Raw genomic sequence first — 15026 nt, forward strand, 5'->3', positions numbered from 1 at the left:
ATGAGCAATACGGCCCTCCGTGCAATTTCTCCAATAGATGGACGCTACGCAAGTAAAACTGATGCTTTAGCAGATTATTTTTCTGAAGAAGCACTGATCAAATACCGCATACGAGTAGAGATAGAATACTTTATTGCGCTCTGTGAATTGCCCTTGCCTCAGCTCAAAGATTTTGATCACGGACAATTTGAGGCCATTAGAAAGCTATACACGGAATTTAGTGCAGCAGACGCTAAACGTGTAAAAGAAATTGAGGGCATTACCAACCACGACGTAAAAGCTGTGGAATACTTCATTAAAGAAGGTTTTGATCGTTTGGGAATTGGAGCGGATAAAGAATTCATTCACTTTGGATTGACCTCCCAAGACATCAACAATACCGCTGTACCCTTATCGCTTAAAGAAGCCATAAACGACGTTTACATCCCGCTTTTTTTAGAGCTGATTGAAAAACTAGAAGGCCTTGTGGAGCAGTGGAAAGACATTCCAATGCTGGCTCGTACACACGGACAGCCTGCCTCCCCTACCCGTTTGGGCAAAGAGATCGCTGTTTATGTGGTGCGTTTGCGTGAGCAATTGGATCTGCTCAACGATATTAAAAGCGCAGCGAAATTCGGAGGCGCCACAGGAAACTTCAACGCCCACAAAGTTGCATATCCGGAGATAGACTGGAAAGGCTTTGCAACCGATTTTGTGCAAGAGAAGCTTGGCCTACACCATTCGTTCCCAACCACGCAGATAGAACATTACGACCATATGGCTGCTTTGTTCGATGGCTTAAAACGAATCAACACCGTAATTTTGGATATGGATCGTGATTTTTGGACCTATATCTCTATGGATTACTTTAAGCAGAAAATTAAAAAAGGAGAAGTAGGTTCGTCGGCCATGCCGCATAAGGTAAACCCTATCGACTTTGAAAACTCCGAAGGAAACCTCGGTATCGCCAATGCAGTCTTTGAGCACTTGGCGGCTAAACTTCCAGTATCTCGCTTGCAACGCGACCTTACAGATTCTACGGTAATGCGAAATATTGGGGTGCCTATTGCCCATACGGTTATCGCCATCAAGGCAACGCTAAAAGGCCTGGGCAAACTATTGCTCAACGAGCAGGCCTTGGCTAAGGACTTGGAAAACAATTGGGCTGTAGTGGCAGAGGCCATTCAAACTATCTTACGCCGTGAGGGCTATCCGAATCCGTACGAAGCCTTAAAAGGTCTAACACGCACCAATGAGGCTATTACCCAGCAAACCATGGCAGCGTTCATTGCGTCCTTAGATGTTTCAGACAGCCTAAAACAAGAAATGCTGGCTATTACACCAGCATCCTACACGGGAATATAATTTTTATCCGAATTAAGCAGTAGAATGTCTATTACGTCATAAAACTGCTTCAAAAAGAAATACTGAACCCTTCCTAATTTTAACGTAGCGCTGCTATGCCTAAAATTACGAAGGGCTCATTTTTATTGCATTTTTTAGCCTCATTACGAAATTCCACTACCTAATTCGGATAATTTTGAAGAATTAATCTTCAATTTCTTCGATGATGGAATCGAGCTTGGTCTCAGAGACCTCGTCGTCTACCCATCCTTCTTGGTCTTCCCAAGAATCGTCATAGTCTTCGTCGCTTGTATCAAAAAGCTGACCCAATCCGTTCATTTGGCTCACGTCCAGATCTCCGGTTTCTATAGAGCGCATCATGTTCACGAATTTCTCCGGATCCATATCGTTCCCCGTCAGCCTAAAGATCGCAAAACCACGCTCCTCGTCGCTGGCAAAGATCACCAACTCGTCAATGGCATCGGTCTCTCCTACGAACTTCAAAGATGCCCCTTGTGTTGGAGAACCAAAACTGATCAGGGTCTGATACTGCTCTCGGGCCAAAATATCTATCACATTTTGCTTTTCCTGTTGGTATTCTGTCTTAAGAGAATCTCCGTCTTTGATAGGATAAGCCATAATGTTGAGCTTACGCACAGACTGCATCACTTCTTTTTGCTCTGCATTGAGCAGATCGCTGTCTTCTGTGATCAGACTAGAAGGTACGTCAAACTTGACAAAACGGTTGTCTTCTTGTTTGTCTACAAAATAGGACTGTAAAGTGGGTTCCTCGTTGCAACTAACCAAAGTTGCAGCGAGGAATATCCCTAAGCTAATTATTGCTAATAAATGTTTCAATCGCCTTAGTTTTTCTTATCGATGTTCTTGAGCTCTTCGCTTCCTGGCAACTTTAGATCTTTGGTCAATTGCGAGATCTGACTCAGGTTTAGATCGCCGGTAAGGCTCATGATCACTGACATCTGCTTGCCGTCAATATCGCCGGTAACATGCATCAGCAACTCTTTTACAAAGCCTTCGCTTTCGCCGTCCTGTGAATAAAAGCGCACGCGCTTACCTTCACTGCTTACTCGCATCAACTCTTCCAGTTTAGGATTGCTCTTTAGGTAATTAGTCACCGTAGTATTCATATCGTTACGGGTTGCCTCATCTTCTGTCACAAAAACACGGATATTGTCAATATTGTCAATGAGGTCTTTGTAGGCTTGTGCCTCCGGATCGTCGGTTTCAAAATCGATGTCGCGGATCAACTTGAACATCTTTGCGGTAGCTACAAAGGAAGTTACTTTCCCGTTAGTCTCATATTTGTCAAATACATCTTGCGCAAAACCGGTTGCGGTTACTACCAAAGCCAAGATTAAAATTACTGCTCTCTTCATACGTTTATTGAATAAATGAATTGCTTATTTAAAAATTTGTTCTGCGGCCTTGTCAAATTCATTGAGGTAGGCCATTCCTTCAATGCCGTCATTAAGATTGCCAGAGATCATTTCTAACGCTTTCTTCGCTTGCTCAAAAGCTTCTACTGCTTCTTGTTGCTCTGCGGTCAAGGTTGGGCTGTCGTCTGCGCTGTTGTTCATAAAGATTCCAACACTCAATAACACTCCAATCACAGCGGCGGCTGCATAGCCCCAAATTGGATTTCGTCTCTTTTCTTGTGGCACCACAAATGTTTTTTCAGATTTCTGCTGACGCATATACCCAAAACCTGCAAAGAGGTCTTTGTAAGGGGCCAAATGGTCCGGCAGATCCGCAGTAGCAAAGTACTGCGCTAATTGAGCTTCTTGCTCTAAGGTGGTGTTCCCCTCAAAATACTGCTCCAATAAGGATTCTATTTTAGCTAACTCCATAATTGTATTGTTTTATCAATGCTTCCCTAATGGTTTTACGTGCGCGGCTCAAAGCCACTCGTATAGCCGTGGGTTTCATATCTACTATTGCTGCGATCTCGTCAAAATCATATTGCTCTACATCGCGTAATTGAATTATCATACGTTGTTGTTCCGGTAGGGTTTCCATGATCTCAAAAACCATACGAACACCGTCATTAGCCTCTACTTGATCTTGCAATCTAGCATGTGGCGACTGATAGTTACTGTGTACTATCTTAAGGTGACCTGCTTGTTTGGATTTTAATCGGTCCAAACAATAGTTTTTGGTCATGGTCATCGCAAAAGCCTCTGGGTTGTTATAGTTGCTCATGCGCTCCTTTCCCTTCCACAACTTTAAAAGAACTTCTTGAACTGCATCCTCTGCCTCATCCGTAGAAACCAAGATTCTTCTCGCCAAACGATACATCTTATCTTTGAATGGCATTACAACATGTAAGAACTCCTCTTGTTTCATTTTTCTGATGGTTGGCAATGATGCGCTTCTGAAGTTAGGACGAACCAGGCAATTTTTTGTTACAAAAAAAGTTTAAATTCGCAATGAACCCATGTTTTATGCGTTTTTGCAAGGGAAAAGATTTTTTCCCGACTTAAAAGTATCATGGCATAATTCATGTTGCCTTTATATAAAAAGCTATGCGAAAAATATTCCTACTTACTGCGGTGACAGCCCTACTGTTTACCACAGCTGCTTGTTTCGAGGATCAGGACGACAACCTGACCGGAAATAACAATGGCAATGTTGCCTTTACCATCAATGATTTTATTTGGAACGGCCTTAACGCCTTTTACCTGTATAAAGACGATGTTCCCAATCTGGCCAACGATCGTTTTGCAACGGTCGAAGAAAAAACTGCCTTTACCAGTTCGTATCCTAGTCCTGAAGCCATTTTTGACGATCTGATCTATCAACCCGGGGTCATAGACCGATTCAGTTTCTTGGTAGACGATTATATCGCGCTAGAACAGCAGTTCCAGGGGGTAACCAAAAACAACGGTATGGAATATGGTTTGGTGTTCTATCCAGGGAGTGAATTTGAGGTATTTGGTTATGTGCGCTACGTTTTGCCTGGCACTAGTGCGGAAGCAGCAGGTTTGACCCGAGGCGTTATCTTTAATACAGTAGATGGTCAACAGCTCAACAACGACAATTTTAGAACATTATTAGCTCCAGACAGCTATACCATAGGTTTAGCTACTTTTGACGGAGATACCGTTACCCCAACAGGAGAAACCGTTGACCTGACCAAGGTGGAATACACCGAAAATCCAATCTTAATTGCAGAGACACTCAACGTAAGTGGGCAAAATATTGGCTATTTGATGTATAACGGCTTTACCTCCAATTTCGATGAACAGCTTAATGATGCCTTTGGACAGTTTGCTGCGGATGGGATCACGGACTTGGTGCTAGATCTGCGCTATAACCCAGGTGGTTCTGTGCTAACGGCCATTACCCTTTCGAGCTTGATCACCGGCCAGTTTACAGGAGAGATCTTCACCACAGAAGAGTGGAATAGCGACAATCAAGCCTTTTTTGAGGCCAACGACCCGGAACGTTTGATCAACCGTTTTATCAACGAGACCCGCAATGGATCCGCGCTTAATAGTTTGAATTTAAATCAGGTCTATGTCTTGACCACGAGACGTTCAGCTTCTGCTAGTGAATTGGTCATCAATGGCTTAGACCCGTGGATCAATGTAGTGCAGATCGGAGGTACTACTACCGGTAAATTCACGGCCTCCACCACCCTATACGATTCAGAGAACTTTGGTAGAGCCGGAGCTAATCCAGATCACACTTATGCCATGCAGCCCTTGATCTTGAAATCTGTTAACGCCAATGGAGTTACCGATTATTTCGACGGTTTGGCACCAGACACCTTATTGCCGGAAGATTACACCAACCTCGGTACGCTAGGCGATGTCAACGAACCCTTATTGGCAGAAGCATTGTTTCAGATCACTGGAGCGGGCTTTGGGGCAGCACCAAAAACAAGCGGCCCAGAACTTCAAGAAGTTTCAGGCCGCAAAGAACAATTGCCTCATTTCGATGAGTTGATCTATGACCTGCCCTTACCGGAATCCACAGGTAACTTTCAATAGACTATAAGTTTATATTCATACCCAGGCTAAAATTTCTGCCCAAGGTTTGAAAGCGGAAGAGTTCTTCATACTCCTGGTTGAGTAGGTTGTTTACTCGAGCGGTGAATCCAATAGCGTCATTTAGACGAAATTGTCCATACCAATCCAGAATTCCAAAGGCGTCAAGGGTAACGGCCTCGTTCTCAAAACTCAAGGAATTGAAAAAGGCATCTTCGCGTGCTGCATTGTACTGGTATTGCAATCCGCAGTTGAATTTCTGAGTCCATTGCACATTTAAACTCGCGTTTAATTTATGCTCCGGAATTCGCAGACTAAAGCGTTCGTCTGGCTTGGTGTAGGTATAGTTGACATTAAAGCGAACTTTCCCGGTCTGGAACTGGCCTTCTACCTCTATTCCGCTAGCGCTAAAGTCTTCTGTGATATTCTGATATTGGAAGATGAACAGATCCGGGTCTACAGTAACAAAGTCAATAAAATCTTCTTCCAAACGGTTGAAGTAAACTACACTTAGATTAAAGGAATCTGTTTTTCCAACAGCTAAACCTGCTTCTATGGTTCGGTTATTCTCAGGGTTCAATTCCAGATTTCCGTAATTAGGATCAAAAAGTTGGAACAAGCTTGGGGTAATATAAGCCGTACTGTAGCTGGCCAAGACTTTGGCATCTAGGTCTCCCAGTTTCTTTGTAAATGATGGATTTATGTGATACACCACAGCATTGTCGTAATTACTATGTGTATTTAAACGCACTCCAGCATTCAGATTCAATCCAAAATCACTTTGATAGACCACATTTAAATACGGATCAATGATATCGAAATCGGCCGTTTGATCGTCGATGTCCTGGTTGAACTCCGAAGCGCCAAAAGGAATAGAAAAAGAATTGAAATCACTGAATTGCCCATTGACTCCCACTACTGTGCTGAACTGTTTGTTCCACTGATGATTCCAGTAAGCATCTACCGCAAAGAAACGACTGTCAAAACGCGATGGGAACGACGAGGCAATGTCGCGATCTGTCCAGCTATAGGCATCGTTGACCACTACGCGTCCCTTTTGGTACCGATACGTTAGATTTCCGCGGAGCTGCTGCAGCTCGGTCGTACTTAAGTTGTTGGCATCGGTATAATCGAAGTTGTCAAAAGCTGCCTTAAATCGCGCCTGGCTAAAACTCCTAGAAATGCGCAAACCATTCTTAAAGTCATAGCCAATGCTGGCTGTTGCGGAATAAGAATTGAACGGGTCGTTACTAAAGGCCGGTTCGCCCTCTGGGGTTGCAACTGCAGAAAGTCCTGTGCGCGATTGATGATCTAGCTGCATTTGGTATGACCATCCTTTGTAAGTTCCACCCATACGCGCGGAATTGTTAAAAGCTTGCACCCCAAAACCGCTGCGCTCACTAGAATTCTCTGTAGCCAAACTCGTGCTGGCTTGTAAACCGAATACCTTATCGCTATTCTTTTTAGAGGTCAAGGATATAACTGCAGTAGCTGCTCCGGAGCCATATAAAACACTAGAGGCCCCTTTAAGCACTTCTATTTTTTCAAATCCGGAGGCGGGAAGCAGCCGCAAGTCAAAATCATTGGCAATCTGAGATGGATCATTTACTTGTACTCCATCGATGAGCACTACGACTTGGCGATTTCTACCTCCGCGTACAAAATAACCGAGGTTTTGCCCGCCATTGGATCTACTACCGTTGATCTCAATGCCAGAAATTCGGTTGAGCAATTGAGCAACCGAGCTGTTGGGCTCCAGTGCGATCTGCTCCGCAGTAATGCTACTGATGATTTTTCCGCTATTGGCAGAGGCCAAAGGGGTTTTTGAATCTAAATAAACAGTGTCCAGAGATTGTTGTCGGCCCGCAGACTGCGAGAATCCAACGGTAGACAATCCCAACACCATTCCAGTAATACAAAGAATCTTCTTCATTTTTAAAGATGTTTACTGGAATAAAAGATGTGGCAAGTTAGTTCGACCTCGAACAGGCCGATACTGCATGCAAAACTTTTATCCCGAAAGTTTAACGTTATTTGATTGTCTCGGGCAGGTCTCCTGACTTGCTGCGGAAGTTGGCCTTCCCATCTCTTAAAAGACAGTGGCTTTTTATCAACTTCCTAATGCCAAAGGCATCGCTTACAGTTGCGGGAACAGTTCTTGACTTTCACAAGATTCCCTTTTAAGAACATTTCGTTACCGAATATGTTCACCCAATACGGAGGCGAAATTAAACAAATTAAATCCCGCAAGCGGTCAAAAGGTCAAATAATATTATTTTTGAGCATGCGCAAAACCCTTACGCTGCTACTGGCAGTATGCTTTCTTTTAGCCTGTAAAAACGAATCCTCTACTGAGCAATCTGATAGGATCGTTAAGACGCAGCAAATTCAGAACAGCGTGACGCATGCCACAGGTTTTCGTTTATATCACTATTCCGACTACAGTATTTTAGAAGTAGACAACCCTTGGCCTGAAGCGGACAGAACTTTTAGATACTTGCTGTATACTCAGCGCGCCATGCCGCTTCAAGATGCAGCAGAGAATTTTGACGCCGTGATCACGGTTCCGGTGAAGTCTCTGGTAGTGACCTCTACTACTCATATTCCGTCTCTAGAAGCATTAAATGCAGAAGAATTACTCTTGGGGTTTCCGCAAACAGATTATGTCTCTAGCCCAAAGACTAGAGCCTTAATAGACGCCGGTAAGGTCAAGGAATTGGGTGGAACACAGCAGCTCAATCTAGAACTTCTTATCGACGCCGCACCAGATGTGGTTGTTGGTTTTGGTGTTGATGGAGACAACAAAACACTAGATCGTGTTCAGGAGGCTGGAATCCCAGTGGTTTACAACGGAGATTGGGTCGAGCAAGATCCGTTAGGAAAAGCTGAATGGCTTAAATTCTTTGGGGCCTTACTCGATAAGAATGAGCAGGCCACGACTGCCTTTAACAAAATAGCCGAAGAATACTCCCGCGTTAAAGCCTTGGCGCAGAATCAATCGGACACCCCTACTGTCTTAAGTGGAGCCATGTACAAGGATGTTTGGTATCTGCCCAATGGCCAGAGTTGGGCTGCGCAATTTTTACGAGATGCAAAAGCCGATTACCGATATGCAGACACTCAAGGGAAAGGGAGTTTATCATTGAGTATAGAGTCGGTGCTAGAAAAATCTCAAGACGCAGCTTTTTGGATAGGTCCGGGCCAATTCACCTCTTTGACACAAATGGCCGAGGCCAATGCAATTTATGCAGAGTTTGCGGCTTTTAAAGCTGGAGAAGTATACAGTTTTACAACCAATAAAGGTCCCACGGGAGGGGTGATCTATTACGAACTCGCTCCAAATAGACCCGACCTTGTTCTAAAAGACCTGATTCGGATCTTACATCCGGAATTACTGCCTGAGCACGAACTGTATTTTTTTAGCAAGCTCGAATGAAATGAATACAAAGCCCGCTTTTAGATTCTTTTTTCTAGGCGCTTTGTTGTGTCTGCTTTGCCTTGTACTTAATGTAAGTCTGGGTTCTGTGGCTATCCCCTTTAAAGACACTTTACAGATATTGAGTGGTGGTGAGACGGCCACCAGCAGTTGGGATTATATCGTTTTAAACTATCGTTTACCTAAAGCCTTAACAGCCCTAATGGTCGGCAGTGGTTTAGCCATTGCTGGCTTGCTCATGCAAACGCTTTTTCGCAACCCTTTGGCAGGACCTTTTGTTCTAGGGATCTCTAGTGGAGCGAGTTTGGGGGTTGCCCTTTTGGTCTTAGGAGCGGGTATCTTCGGAGGCTCTATAGCCGGACTGGCTTTTAAAAGTTGGGGCATTGTAGCAGCTGCCAGTGTAGGAAGCTTCTTGGTGCTACTAGCAGTTATGGCTGTAAGTACACGGGTTAAGGACACTATGGCTATATTGATCATTGGACTTATGTTTGGTAGTTTGACAGCGGCCGTCGTAGCTGTTATGGCTTATTTTAGTCCTGCAGAAGACTTACAACGCTATGTGTTTTGGTCTTTTGGAAGTTTAGGCGGAAACTCTTGGAATAGCATAGGTATACTCGCTTTATTCTTTGGACTTGGGAGCCTCTTGAGTGTAGCGAATATCAAAGCCTTAAATGCGCTTTTACTAGGGCCTCAGTACGCCCAAAGTATTGGAGTTCATTTAAAGCGGGCCACACTTTGGATCATTTTGGCAACCTGTATCTTGGCAGGAGCTATAACCGCTTTTGCAGGTCCAATAGCCTTTGTCGGCTTGGCCGTACCACATTTGACCAGACTCTTTTTAAATACTTCGGACCACAGAATACTGCTACCGGCAGTGGGTCTCTCCGGAGCGATATTAATGCTGATCTGCGATTCCATAGCGCAATTGCCTTATAGCGAGCTTACCCTACCGATCAATGCGGTAACCTCTTTGTTTGGAGCTCCGGTGGTGATCTGGTTGTTGGTTCGCAAGCGTAAACTTCTATTCTAATGGCCAAACAGTTAGCAATAGAAATAGAGGATCTTAGCATAGGTTATGGAAAGGGCAACAAGGCTTTTGTGGTGGCCGATGCCATTACTTTAAAGCTTGAGCCTGCTTCACTCTATGGATTGATAGGCATTAACGGTTCGGGAAAATCAACACTGATCAAAACCTTAAGCGGGGCCTTGAATCCCTTAAGCGGGGAATTCAAGCTTCAGGGTGAATATGCACATAGGCTTACTATGGAAGCCCGGGCAAAAATGCTAAGTGTAGTGCTTACTAAATCTCCAGTTTCGCTCAATTTGAGTTGTTATGAACTGGTGGCATTGGGTAGGCATCCGTACACCAACTGGGTGGGTAAACTCACAGCTTTAGACAAAGAAGCTATCTATGATGCGCTAGAGAAAACAGACCTAACAGCCTTAAAGGACAAAAAATGTTATCAGCTTAGCGACGGTCAACTGCAGCGTGCACTACTTGCACGAGCCATTGCACAAGACACTCCTATTATTATTCTGGACGAACCCACCACCCATTTGGACTTACACCATAAGTTCAATATGCTAAAACTGATGCATCAATTGGCAAGAGAGGGTAAAACAGTGCTGTACGCCACTCACGATTTAGAGCAGGCCTTGGAACTTTGCGATAGTATCTTGTTGGTAAAAGACAAGCGCATAGCGTCCTACAGCCGAGAAAAAGTGTTGACCTCCGGGGTATTGGAATCCTTATTCCCAAAAGAGACGGTGCGATTCGATGCGGAGTCCAAGCGTTTTTTTCTCAACAAATAAGGATTTATAAATTGTCGGATTCCGAAGCATAAAAATTCCGATAGTTCCGTTGGCTTCCCTATCTTTAACCTAATTATGACAAGCGAAGTACTCTTATTTGTATTCTTAGCCATTTTGTGCATGTTCTTTGGTGCATTTATTGGCAATTTATTGGCTCGACTCAAGTTCAAAGCACGCTCTTCTGCCTTGCAGGAGCGTTTGCATCAGGAGCACTTGCAGATCGAAAAACTCGATGAGCAATTTAAACGCGCCTTGAACGAAAAAGAAGCCCTCCGCGAAGAAAAGGAATTCTTAGGTCGGGAACTCACCAAGCAGAATGCGGCCTATGACCACCTGAAACAGCGCAGTCAGGAGCAGCAAGAAGAAATGACCAAATTGCAAGAAAAATTCACCAAGGAATTTGAGAATTTGGCCAACAAGATCTTTGATGAAAGTTCTAAAAAGCTCACCCATAGAAATAAAGAGAGCATTGAGAATATCTTGAATCCGCTGCAAGAAAAACTCAAGACCTTTGAAAAGAAAGTTGAAGATTCCAACAAAGAGAATATAGTTAAACACACGGAGCTAAAGCAGCAGATCAAAGGCCTGATGGAGCTCAACGAGCAAATGAGTAAAGAGGCGACCAACCTCACCAAAGCCCTTAAGGGAGACAGTAAAATGCAAGGAAATTGGGGGGAATTGGTCTTGGAGCGTGTCTTGGAAAAATCAGGTTTAGAAAAAGACAGAGAATATTCTGTACAATCGAGTTTTACTACAGAAGACGGGAAGCGCGTTTTGCCGGATGTGATCATTCACTTACCCGAGGGCAAAAAGATGATCATAGATTCCAAAGTTACCCTTACGGCCTATGAGCGATATGCCAGCGAGGACGATGAAACGCAGCGACCTGCTCTACTTAAAGAACATATTGCTTCTTTAAAACGACATGTGGACCAGCTCAGTGAAAAGAACTATCAGAATTTGTATCAGATAGAAAGTCCTGATTTTGTCTTGTTGTTTGTTCCTATCGAGCCCGCTTTTGCTATTGCCACTCAAGCCGAGCCACAACTCTATAATTGGGCTTTTGAGAAGAATATCGTGATAGTGACTCCAACTACCCTCTTGGCTACCTTACGAACCATAGACAGTATGTGGAATAACGAAAAGCAGCAGCAAAATGCTCTGGAGATCGCTAAACAAGCCGGAGCGCTGTACGATCAGTTTGTCAACCTAACAGACGATCTGCTCAAGGTTGGAAAACAATTGCAAACCGTGACCGGAACCTACGAGACCAGCATGAAAAAACTAACGGGCCGCGGCAATTTGATCACCCGAGTAGAAAAACTCAAAAAACTCGGAATAAAACAAACCAAGCATCTGAACGAAAATCTACTGAAACGCGCCGACGCTGATGAAACTGATTAAGTTGATAGAGATCATTGGCTATGGCGTAGTCTCTTTAGTAACCTGGTGGGCAGGCATTAGTGCTTTTTTTGAAAAGCCCAAACAGTCTGTGATAGACTCCTATTCCGGGGCAGTGACCTTCTTTGGTATTTTGTCTATGATCATTGCAGCCTGCTTGAGCTATGTGGTCTACCGAAAATGGAGCGAGTACAAAGCAGGTGACTTCAAATAAGCGCTAAGCCTTTTAAAACACGCGACTTAAATTAAATCCGAAGAAAAAATCACCGTCAGACCAATCTCCGGCACCACGAATTAGATAGCCGTCTTCGAACATAGCTTGCGCATTAGTAAAATGCAGCTGGAACACATGGCCACCAGTTTCCAGATCAACTCCTATAGAAAGTGGATTCTTAAAACTTGAATTTGAGTTTCTATTCAAATGCCAACCATAATCTGCATTCAGACTCCAGCGGGGGCTCAATTTGTAACGGGCTCCAAAGCCAAGGGCGAATTGGTCGTTATCTTCGTCGAAGAACTGAGGAGTTCCATTACCACTAATAGCAGTGCTGCGAGTCGCTAAGTTCTCGTGCAAATAGGTCGGAGCCAATAGCACAGAAAGTCGTTTGTTCAGTTTGGAAGAGAGCAACAATTGTGAGGTATATGTGAGTCGATCTGAAAACTCTAAATTGTTGAACAGGTCCTTATCTAAAGCTGTGTTCACAGTGACCAAGTTGTATCCTACCAAGGTGAACGGCAAGCCACTTTGCTCTTGCTGAAGCAATCGATATTTGGCATGAAGTCCGTAAGTCTTTTGCAAGGAACTACGCGCGAAGCCTAAATTTAGCCAAGGCCTTAAGCCGTAAATGAATTTGAGCTGCGTCACCGCCTGATCCAGACCAAAAAGATCGTCGATCCCATTTTTGACCGTTCCAAAACGGTGTGAAACAATAAAATAAAAGTCCTTGTGCCCTGCCAATTTGGTCGATTCGAAGTTCACGATCTTCAAACCTTTAAAAGCAGCGCTGACAGCTTGAGTACTGTCTATATCGGCCTCTAACTCGGCAAGAAGATCGTCTTGCGCAATGGCAGATCCGCAGCAAACCAATAGCGCTAAGAATATATTTAGAAAGTTTTTCATTTTAGTCGTTGATGATTTTACACTGATCCATACTGACCAGCTCGAAAAGGGAATCGTAGCCTAAGACTCGCCCTTTAATGATTAAATTTTCTTGTAGAGAAACTTCAGGGATACTGTCCAGCTTACAATACACGGAATTGGACAAAACCAAACCGTCTAATTCTAAAGCGGTCACATAGCCTCGTAATTCTACCGTAGTGTTACTCAAGGTATCTTCGCTGCCTGTCAATAAGGTCTTTAATTCAGAAGCGGTTCCCTTAAATACAGCTGTTTCCTGTTGAATATCTCGGTGATCCTGATAGAGGTAATTATAACCCAATACAGCAACTACCACCAAGACCAAAGCCACTATGATCCAAGATTTGCGCTTCATGATTAAATGGATTTAAGTTGCAGTTGTACATCTACCCATACCTCATCGGCTATTTTTTTGGCAACGATCTTTGGGATTTCTATGTTGAAGTCTTCTGGTTTTAAGGCAAAACGAGCCGACAATAGCAGGTCTTGATCTGCTTTGGAAAGCTGTAGTTCGGTTTCAAAAGCTTGTACCACTCCGTGGATCTCTAAAGAACCGCTGAATTGAAATGCCGTTTTACCAGCATTTATAGCCTTAAAATCAAAGTCTTTGATCTCACCTTTAAGAACTGCTTTAGGATATACTTCGGATTCCATATAGTTCTCGTTGAAGTGTTCTTCCATCAGGGCAATATCGAATCGAAAGCCTGTAACCAGAGCCAATACGGCCAATTGACCATTGTCTGAGTTCAATACAGCGCTCACGCTACTGTGCTTAGCTGCAACAGGCTCAAAAGAAGGCACAGAGGCCTCAAAGGCAATGCTTCCTGCTTTAGTCCCAAACTTTTGGGCCATGCCAATACTGCTACATAGCAGGAACAAGGTTGCTGCCAAATAATTTCTATAACTCATCGGGTGTTAGTTTTCGAGCAAGCCGTCCTCGCTCCATTGGATCAATAGGTCTATGGTCTGCTGTGGCAGGCGAGGCCCGCCAAGGGGCATCAAACCATCTGCGCCTTCTTCTCTGCTCACTCTGTCTAAGAGTCCGCGGTTCAGGACAGCATCTCTTGCAGCCAAATAAGAATCTAGGGACATTGGTGCACCGTTCTGAGGCGGATTGCTGTGACACACCACGCAACTGTTGTCAAAAATAAATTTGACATCGCTGTAGGTGACCTGTTCTTCTGCTTCTACCTCCGGAATAATGGGTTCCAGGTCGTCCTGAGTGTTGTTGCTGCATCCCCACAGCAGAACACCCAAGACGAATATTGGAATTAATTTAGTCATCACTTCAGACAGTTATTTCTTACTGAAGAACGATACGCAAGGACTGAGAACCTTCGTCTGTCTGAACACGCACAAAGTACACTCCAGATTTAAACACTCCCATAAAAATGCTGGTCCTATTATTGTTGTTAACCGGCGCATCCATGAGCTGTTTACCGTTTATATCAAAGAGTTGCACACGCTCCATCCCAACTGGTGAGTCAATGAAAAGCCAATCCTTTACCGGATTCGGATAAAACTCAAGATTGATGATCTGATTGTCGTCCACACTTAGGGCACCAACCTCGATAACACCATTCATACTAGGGTGAACATCACATTGATACGGGTTCGTCCCGACGTTTGGAAACTCACGAGAAAAGGTAGAACCACTCGGAAGCACCCCACTGTCAAAGGTGTCTGTACTTCCTGGCATAGAGGTTACCGTGTGAGGAGCGCCATCGGTCCAGATCCAGTTGACGGTATCTCCAGCTTCGATAACGAGTGTTCCTGGGTCAGCACCAATAAACCAATTGATGTTGTGCGTGGTTTGCGCTTGAAGATTAAAAGTCAAAAAGGTAATAAAGGCAAGTAAAATAGTTTTCATAGGTAGTCTTTTTTAGAAAATTGTTTAACGATTTAG

At 44.0% G+C, this 15026-nt stretch carries 17 protein-coding genes and 1 riboswitch; of the genes, 7 read left to right on the forward strand and 10 right to left on the reverse strand.

Annotated elements, in window-relative coordinates; translation table 11 throughout:
• Entirely contained in the window at positions 1–1344 is a 1344-nt protein-coding gene (gene purB, locus BTO09_RS00610; protein WP_087522809.1) for an adenylosuccinate lyase, read from the forward strand.
• Positions 1345–1527: 183 nt separating this feature from the next.
• Here the strand turns inward: purB and BTO09_RS00615 are convergent, their stop codons facing one another.
• From BTO09_RS00615 to BTO09_RS00630, 4 genes are read right to left on the reverse strand one after another with little or no spacing between them, the layout of a single operon-like run.
• Positions 1528–2181, reverse strand: coding sequence for a DUF4252 domain-containing protein (locus BTO09_RS00615; protein WP_087522810.1), 654 nt, complete (start codon positions 2179–2181; stop codon positions 1528–1530).
• A gap of 5 nt (positions 2182–2186) precedes the next feature.
• Entirely contained in the window at positions 2187–2720 is a 534-nt protein-coding gene (locus BTO09_RS00620; protein ID WP_087522811.1) for a DUF4252 domain-containing protein, read from the reverse strand.
• A 24-nt stretch (positions 2721–2744) separates the two neighbouring features.
• Positions 2745–3191 carry a hypothetical protein gene (locus BTO09_RS00625; RefSeq protein ID WP_087522812.1) on the reverse strand — a complete coding sequence of 149 codons (447 nt, stop codon included), beginning with the start codon at positions 3189–3191 and terminating at the stop codon, positions 2745–2747.
• Entirely contained in the window at positions 3178–3687 is a 510-nt protein-coding gene (locus BTO09_RS00630; RefSeq protein ID WP_087522813.1) for an RNA polymerase sigma factor, read from the reverse strand. Before BTO09_RS00630 ends, BTO09_RS00625 begins: the two co-directional genes overlap by 14 nt.
• A gap of 179 nt (positions 3688–3866) precedes the next feature.
• On the opposite strand from BTO09_RS00630, the gene BTO09_RS00635 reads away from it, so the two are divergent.
• Positions 3867–5336, forward strand: coding sequence for a S41 family peptidase (locus BTO09_RS00635; RefSeq protein WP_087522814.1), 1470 nt, complete (start codon positions 3867–3869; stop codon positions 5334–5336).
• Position 5337: 1 nt separating this feature from the next.
• On the opposite strand, the gene BTO09_RS00640 is transcribed toward BTO09_RS00635, so the two are convergent.
• Positions 5338–7266: a TonB-dependent siderophore receptor gene (locus BTO09_RS00640; protein WP_087522815.1), complete on the reverse strand. Its 1929-nt coding sequence runs from the start codon at positions 7264–7266 to the stop codon at positions 5338–5340.
• A gap of 95 nt (positions 7267–7361) precedes the next feature.
• A riboswitch (cobalamin riboswitch) is annotated at positions 7362–7563 on the reverse strand.
• A gap of 54 nt (positions 7564–7617) precedes the next feature.
• Here BTO09_RS00640 and BTO09_RS00645 point away from each other — a divergent pair.
• The 5 genes from BTO09_RS00645 to BTO09_RS00665 all read left to right on the forward strand — a co-directional run bounded on the left by BTO09_RS00645 (position 7618) and on the right by BTO09_RS00665 (position 12196).
• Entirely contained in the window at positions 7618–8769 is a 1152-nt protein-coding gene (locus BTO09_RS00645) for an ABC transporter substrate-binding protein (protein WP_087522816.1), read from the forward strand.
• A gap of 1 nt (position 8770) precedes the next feature.
• Positions 8771–9799, forward strand: coding sequence for an iron ABC transporter permease (locus BTO09_RS00650; protein WP_087522817.1), 1029 nt, complete (start codon positions 8771–8773; stop codon positions 9797–9799).
• Positions 9799–10581, forward strand: a complete 783-nt coding sequence (locus BTO09_RS00655; protein WP_087522818.1) for an ABC transporter ATP-binding protein — start codon at positions 9799–9801, stop codon at positions 10579–10581. Before BTO09_RS00650 ends, BTO09_RS00655 begins: the two co-directional genes overlap by 1 nt.
• Before the next feature lie 75 nt (positions 10582–10656).
• A complete protein-coding gene (gene rmuC, locus BTO09_RS00660) occupies positions 10657–11985 on the forward strand; it encodes a DNA recombination protein RmuC (protein ID WP_087522819.1) in 1329 nt (442 codons plus the stop codon).
• The gene (locus tag BTO09_RS00665) at positions 11972–12196 is read left to right on the forward strand and encodes a hypothetical protein (protein ID WP_087522820.1); all 225 of its coding nucleotides are present in this window, start codon (positions 11972–11974) and stop codon (positions 12194–12196) included. The genes rmuC and BTO09_RS00665 overlap by 14 nt, the downstream gene beginning before the upstream one ends.
• Positions 12197–12208: 12 nt before the next feature.
• Here the strand turns inward: BTO09_RS00665 and BTO09_RS00670 are convergent, their stop codons facing one another.
• From BTO09_RS00670 to BTO09_RS00690, 5 genes are read right to left on the reverse strand one after another with little or no spacing between them, the layout of a single operon-like run.
• On the reverse strand, positions 12209–13102 hold the full coding sequence (locus tag BTO09_RS00670; protein ID WP_087522821.1) for a DUF5777 family beta-barrel protein: 894 nt from the start codon (positions 13100–13102) through the stop codon (positions 12209–12211).
• A 1-nt stretch (position 13103) separates the two neighbouring features.
• Positions 13104–13475: a hypothetical protein gene (locus BTO09_RS00675; protein ID WP_087522822.1), complete on the reverse strand. Its 372-nt coding sequence runs from the start codon at positions 13473–13475 to the stop codon at positions 13104–13106.
• A 2-nt stretch (positions 13476–13477) separates the two neighbouring features.
• The gene (locus BTO09_RS00680) at positions 13478–14029 is read right to left on the reverse strand and encodes a YceI family protein (RefSeq protein ID WP_087522823.1); all 552 of its coding nucleotides are present in this window, start codon (positions 14027–14029) and stop codon (positions 13478–13480) included.
• 6 nt (positions 14030–14035) lie between these two features.
• Positions 14036–14404: a hypothetical protein gene (locus BTO09_RS00685; RefSeq protein ID WP_087522824.1), complete on the reverse strand. Its 369-nt coding sequence runs from the start codon at positions 14402–14404 to the stop codon at positions 14036–14038.
• 19 nt (positions 14405–14423) lie between these two features.
• Positions 14424–14990 (reverse strand): T9SS type A sorting domain-containing protein, encoded by a 567-nt coding sequence (locus BTO09_RS00690; RefSeq protein ID WP_087522825.1) that lies wholly within the window; start codon positions 14988–14990, stop codon positions 14424–14426.
• Positions 14991–15026 lie beyond the last annotated feature (36 nt).

This window comes from Gilvibacter sp. SZ-19 (genome assembly GCF_002163875.1).
Classification (GTDB): Bacteria; Bacteroidota; Bacteroidia; order Flavobacteriales; family Flavobacteriaceae; genus Gilvibacter.

What these genes read in the sequence shown, in the direction of transcription:
- purB (WP_087522809.1), top strand. Translation starts at nt 1, where the DNA reads ATGAGCAATACGGCCCTCCGTGCAATTTCTCCAATAGATGGACGCTAC.
- BTO09_RS00620 (WP_087522811.1), bottom strand. Translation starts at nt 2,720, where the DNA reads ATGAAGAGAGCAGTAATTTTAATCTTGGCTTTGGTAGTAACCGCAACC.
- BTO09_RS00625 (WP_087522812.1), bottom strand. Translation starts at nt 3,191, where the DNA reads ATGGAGTTAGCTAAAATAGAATCCTTATTGGAGCAGTATTTTGAGGGG.
- BTO09_RS00630 (WP_087522813.1), bottom strand. Translation starts at nt 3,687, where the DNA reads ATGAAACAAGAGGAGTTCTTACATGTTGTAATGCCATTCAAAGATAAG.
- BTO09_RS00635 (WP_087522814.1), top strand. Translation starts at nt 3,867, where the DNA reads ATGCGAAAAATATTCCTACTTACTGCGGTGACAGCCCTACTGTTTACC.
- BTO09_RS00640 (WP_087522815.1), bottom strand. Translation starts at nt 7,266, where the DNA reads ATGAAGAAGATTCTTTGTATTACTGGAATGGTGTTGGGATTGTCTACC.
- BTO09_RS00645 (WP_087522816.1), top strand. Translation starts at nt 7,618, where the DNA reads ATGCGCAAAACCCTTACGCTGCTACTGGCAGTATGCTTTCTTTTAGCC.
- BTO09_RS00650 (WP_087522817.1), top strand. Translation starts at nt 8,771, where the DNA reads ATGAATACAAAGCCCGCTTTTAGATTCTTTTTTCTAGGCGCTTTGTTG.
- BTO09_RS00655 (WP_087522818.1), top strand. Translation starts at nt 9,799, where the DNA reads ATGGCCAAACAGTTAGCAATAGAAATAGAGGATCTTAGCATAGGTTAT.
- rmuC (WP_087522819.1), top strand. Translation starts at nt 10,657, where the DNA reads ATGACAAGCGAAGTACTCTTATTTGTATTCTTAGCCATTTTGTGCATG.
- BTO09_RS00665 (WP_087522820.1), top strand. Translation starts at nt 11,972, where the DNA reads ATGAAACTGATTAAGTTGATAGAGATCATTGGCTATGGCGTAGTCTCT.
- BTO09_RS00670 (WP_087522821.1), bottom strand. Translation starts at nt 13,102, where the DNA reads ATGAAAAACTTTCTAAATATATTCTTAGCGCTATTGGTTTGCTGCGGA.
- BTO09_RS00675 (WP_087522822.1), bottom strand. Translation starts at nt 13,475, where the DNA reads ATGAAGCGCAAATCTTGGATCATAGTGGCTTTGGTCTTGGTGGTAGTT.
- BTO09_RS00680 (WP_087522823.1), bottom strand. Translation starts at nt 14,029, where the DNA reads ATGAGTTATAGAAATTATTTGGCAGCAACCTTGTTCCTGCTATGTAGC.
- BTO09_RS00685 (WP_087522824.1), bottom strand. Translation starts at nt 14,404, where the DNA reads ATGACTAAATTAATTCCAATATTCGTCTTGGGTGTTCTGCTGTGGGGA.
- BTO09_RS00690 (WP_087522825.1), bottom strand. Translation starts at nt 14,990, where the DNA reads ATGAAAACTATTTTACTTGCCTTTATTACCTTTTTGACTTTTAATCTT.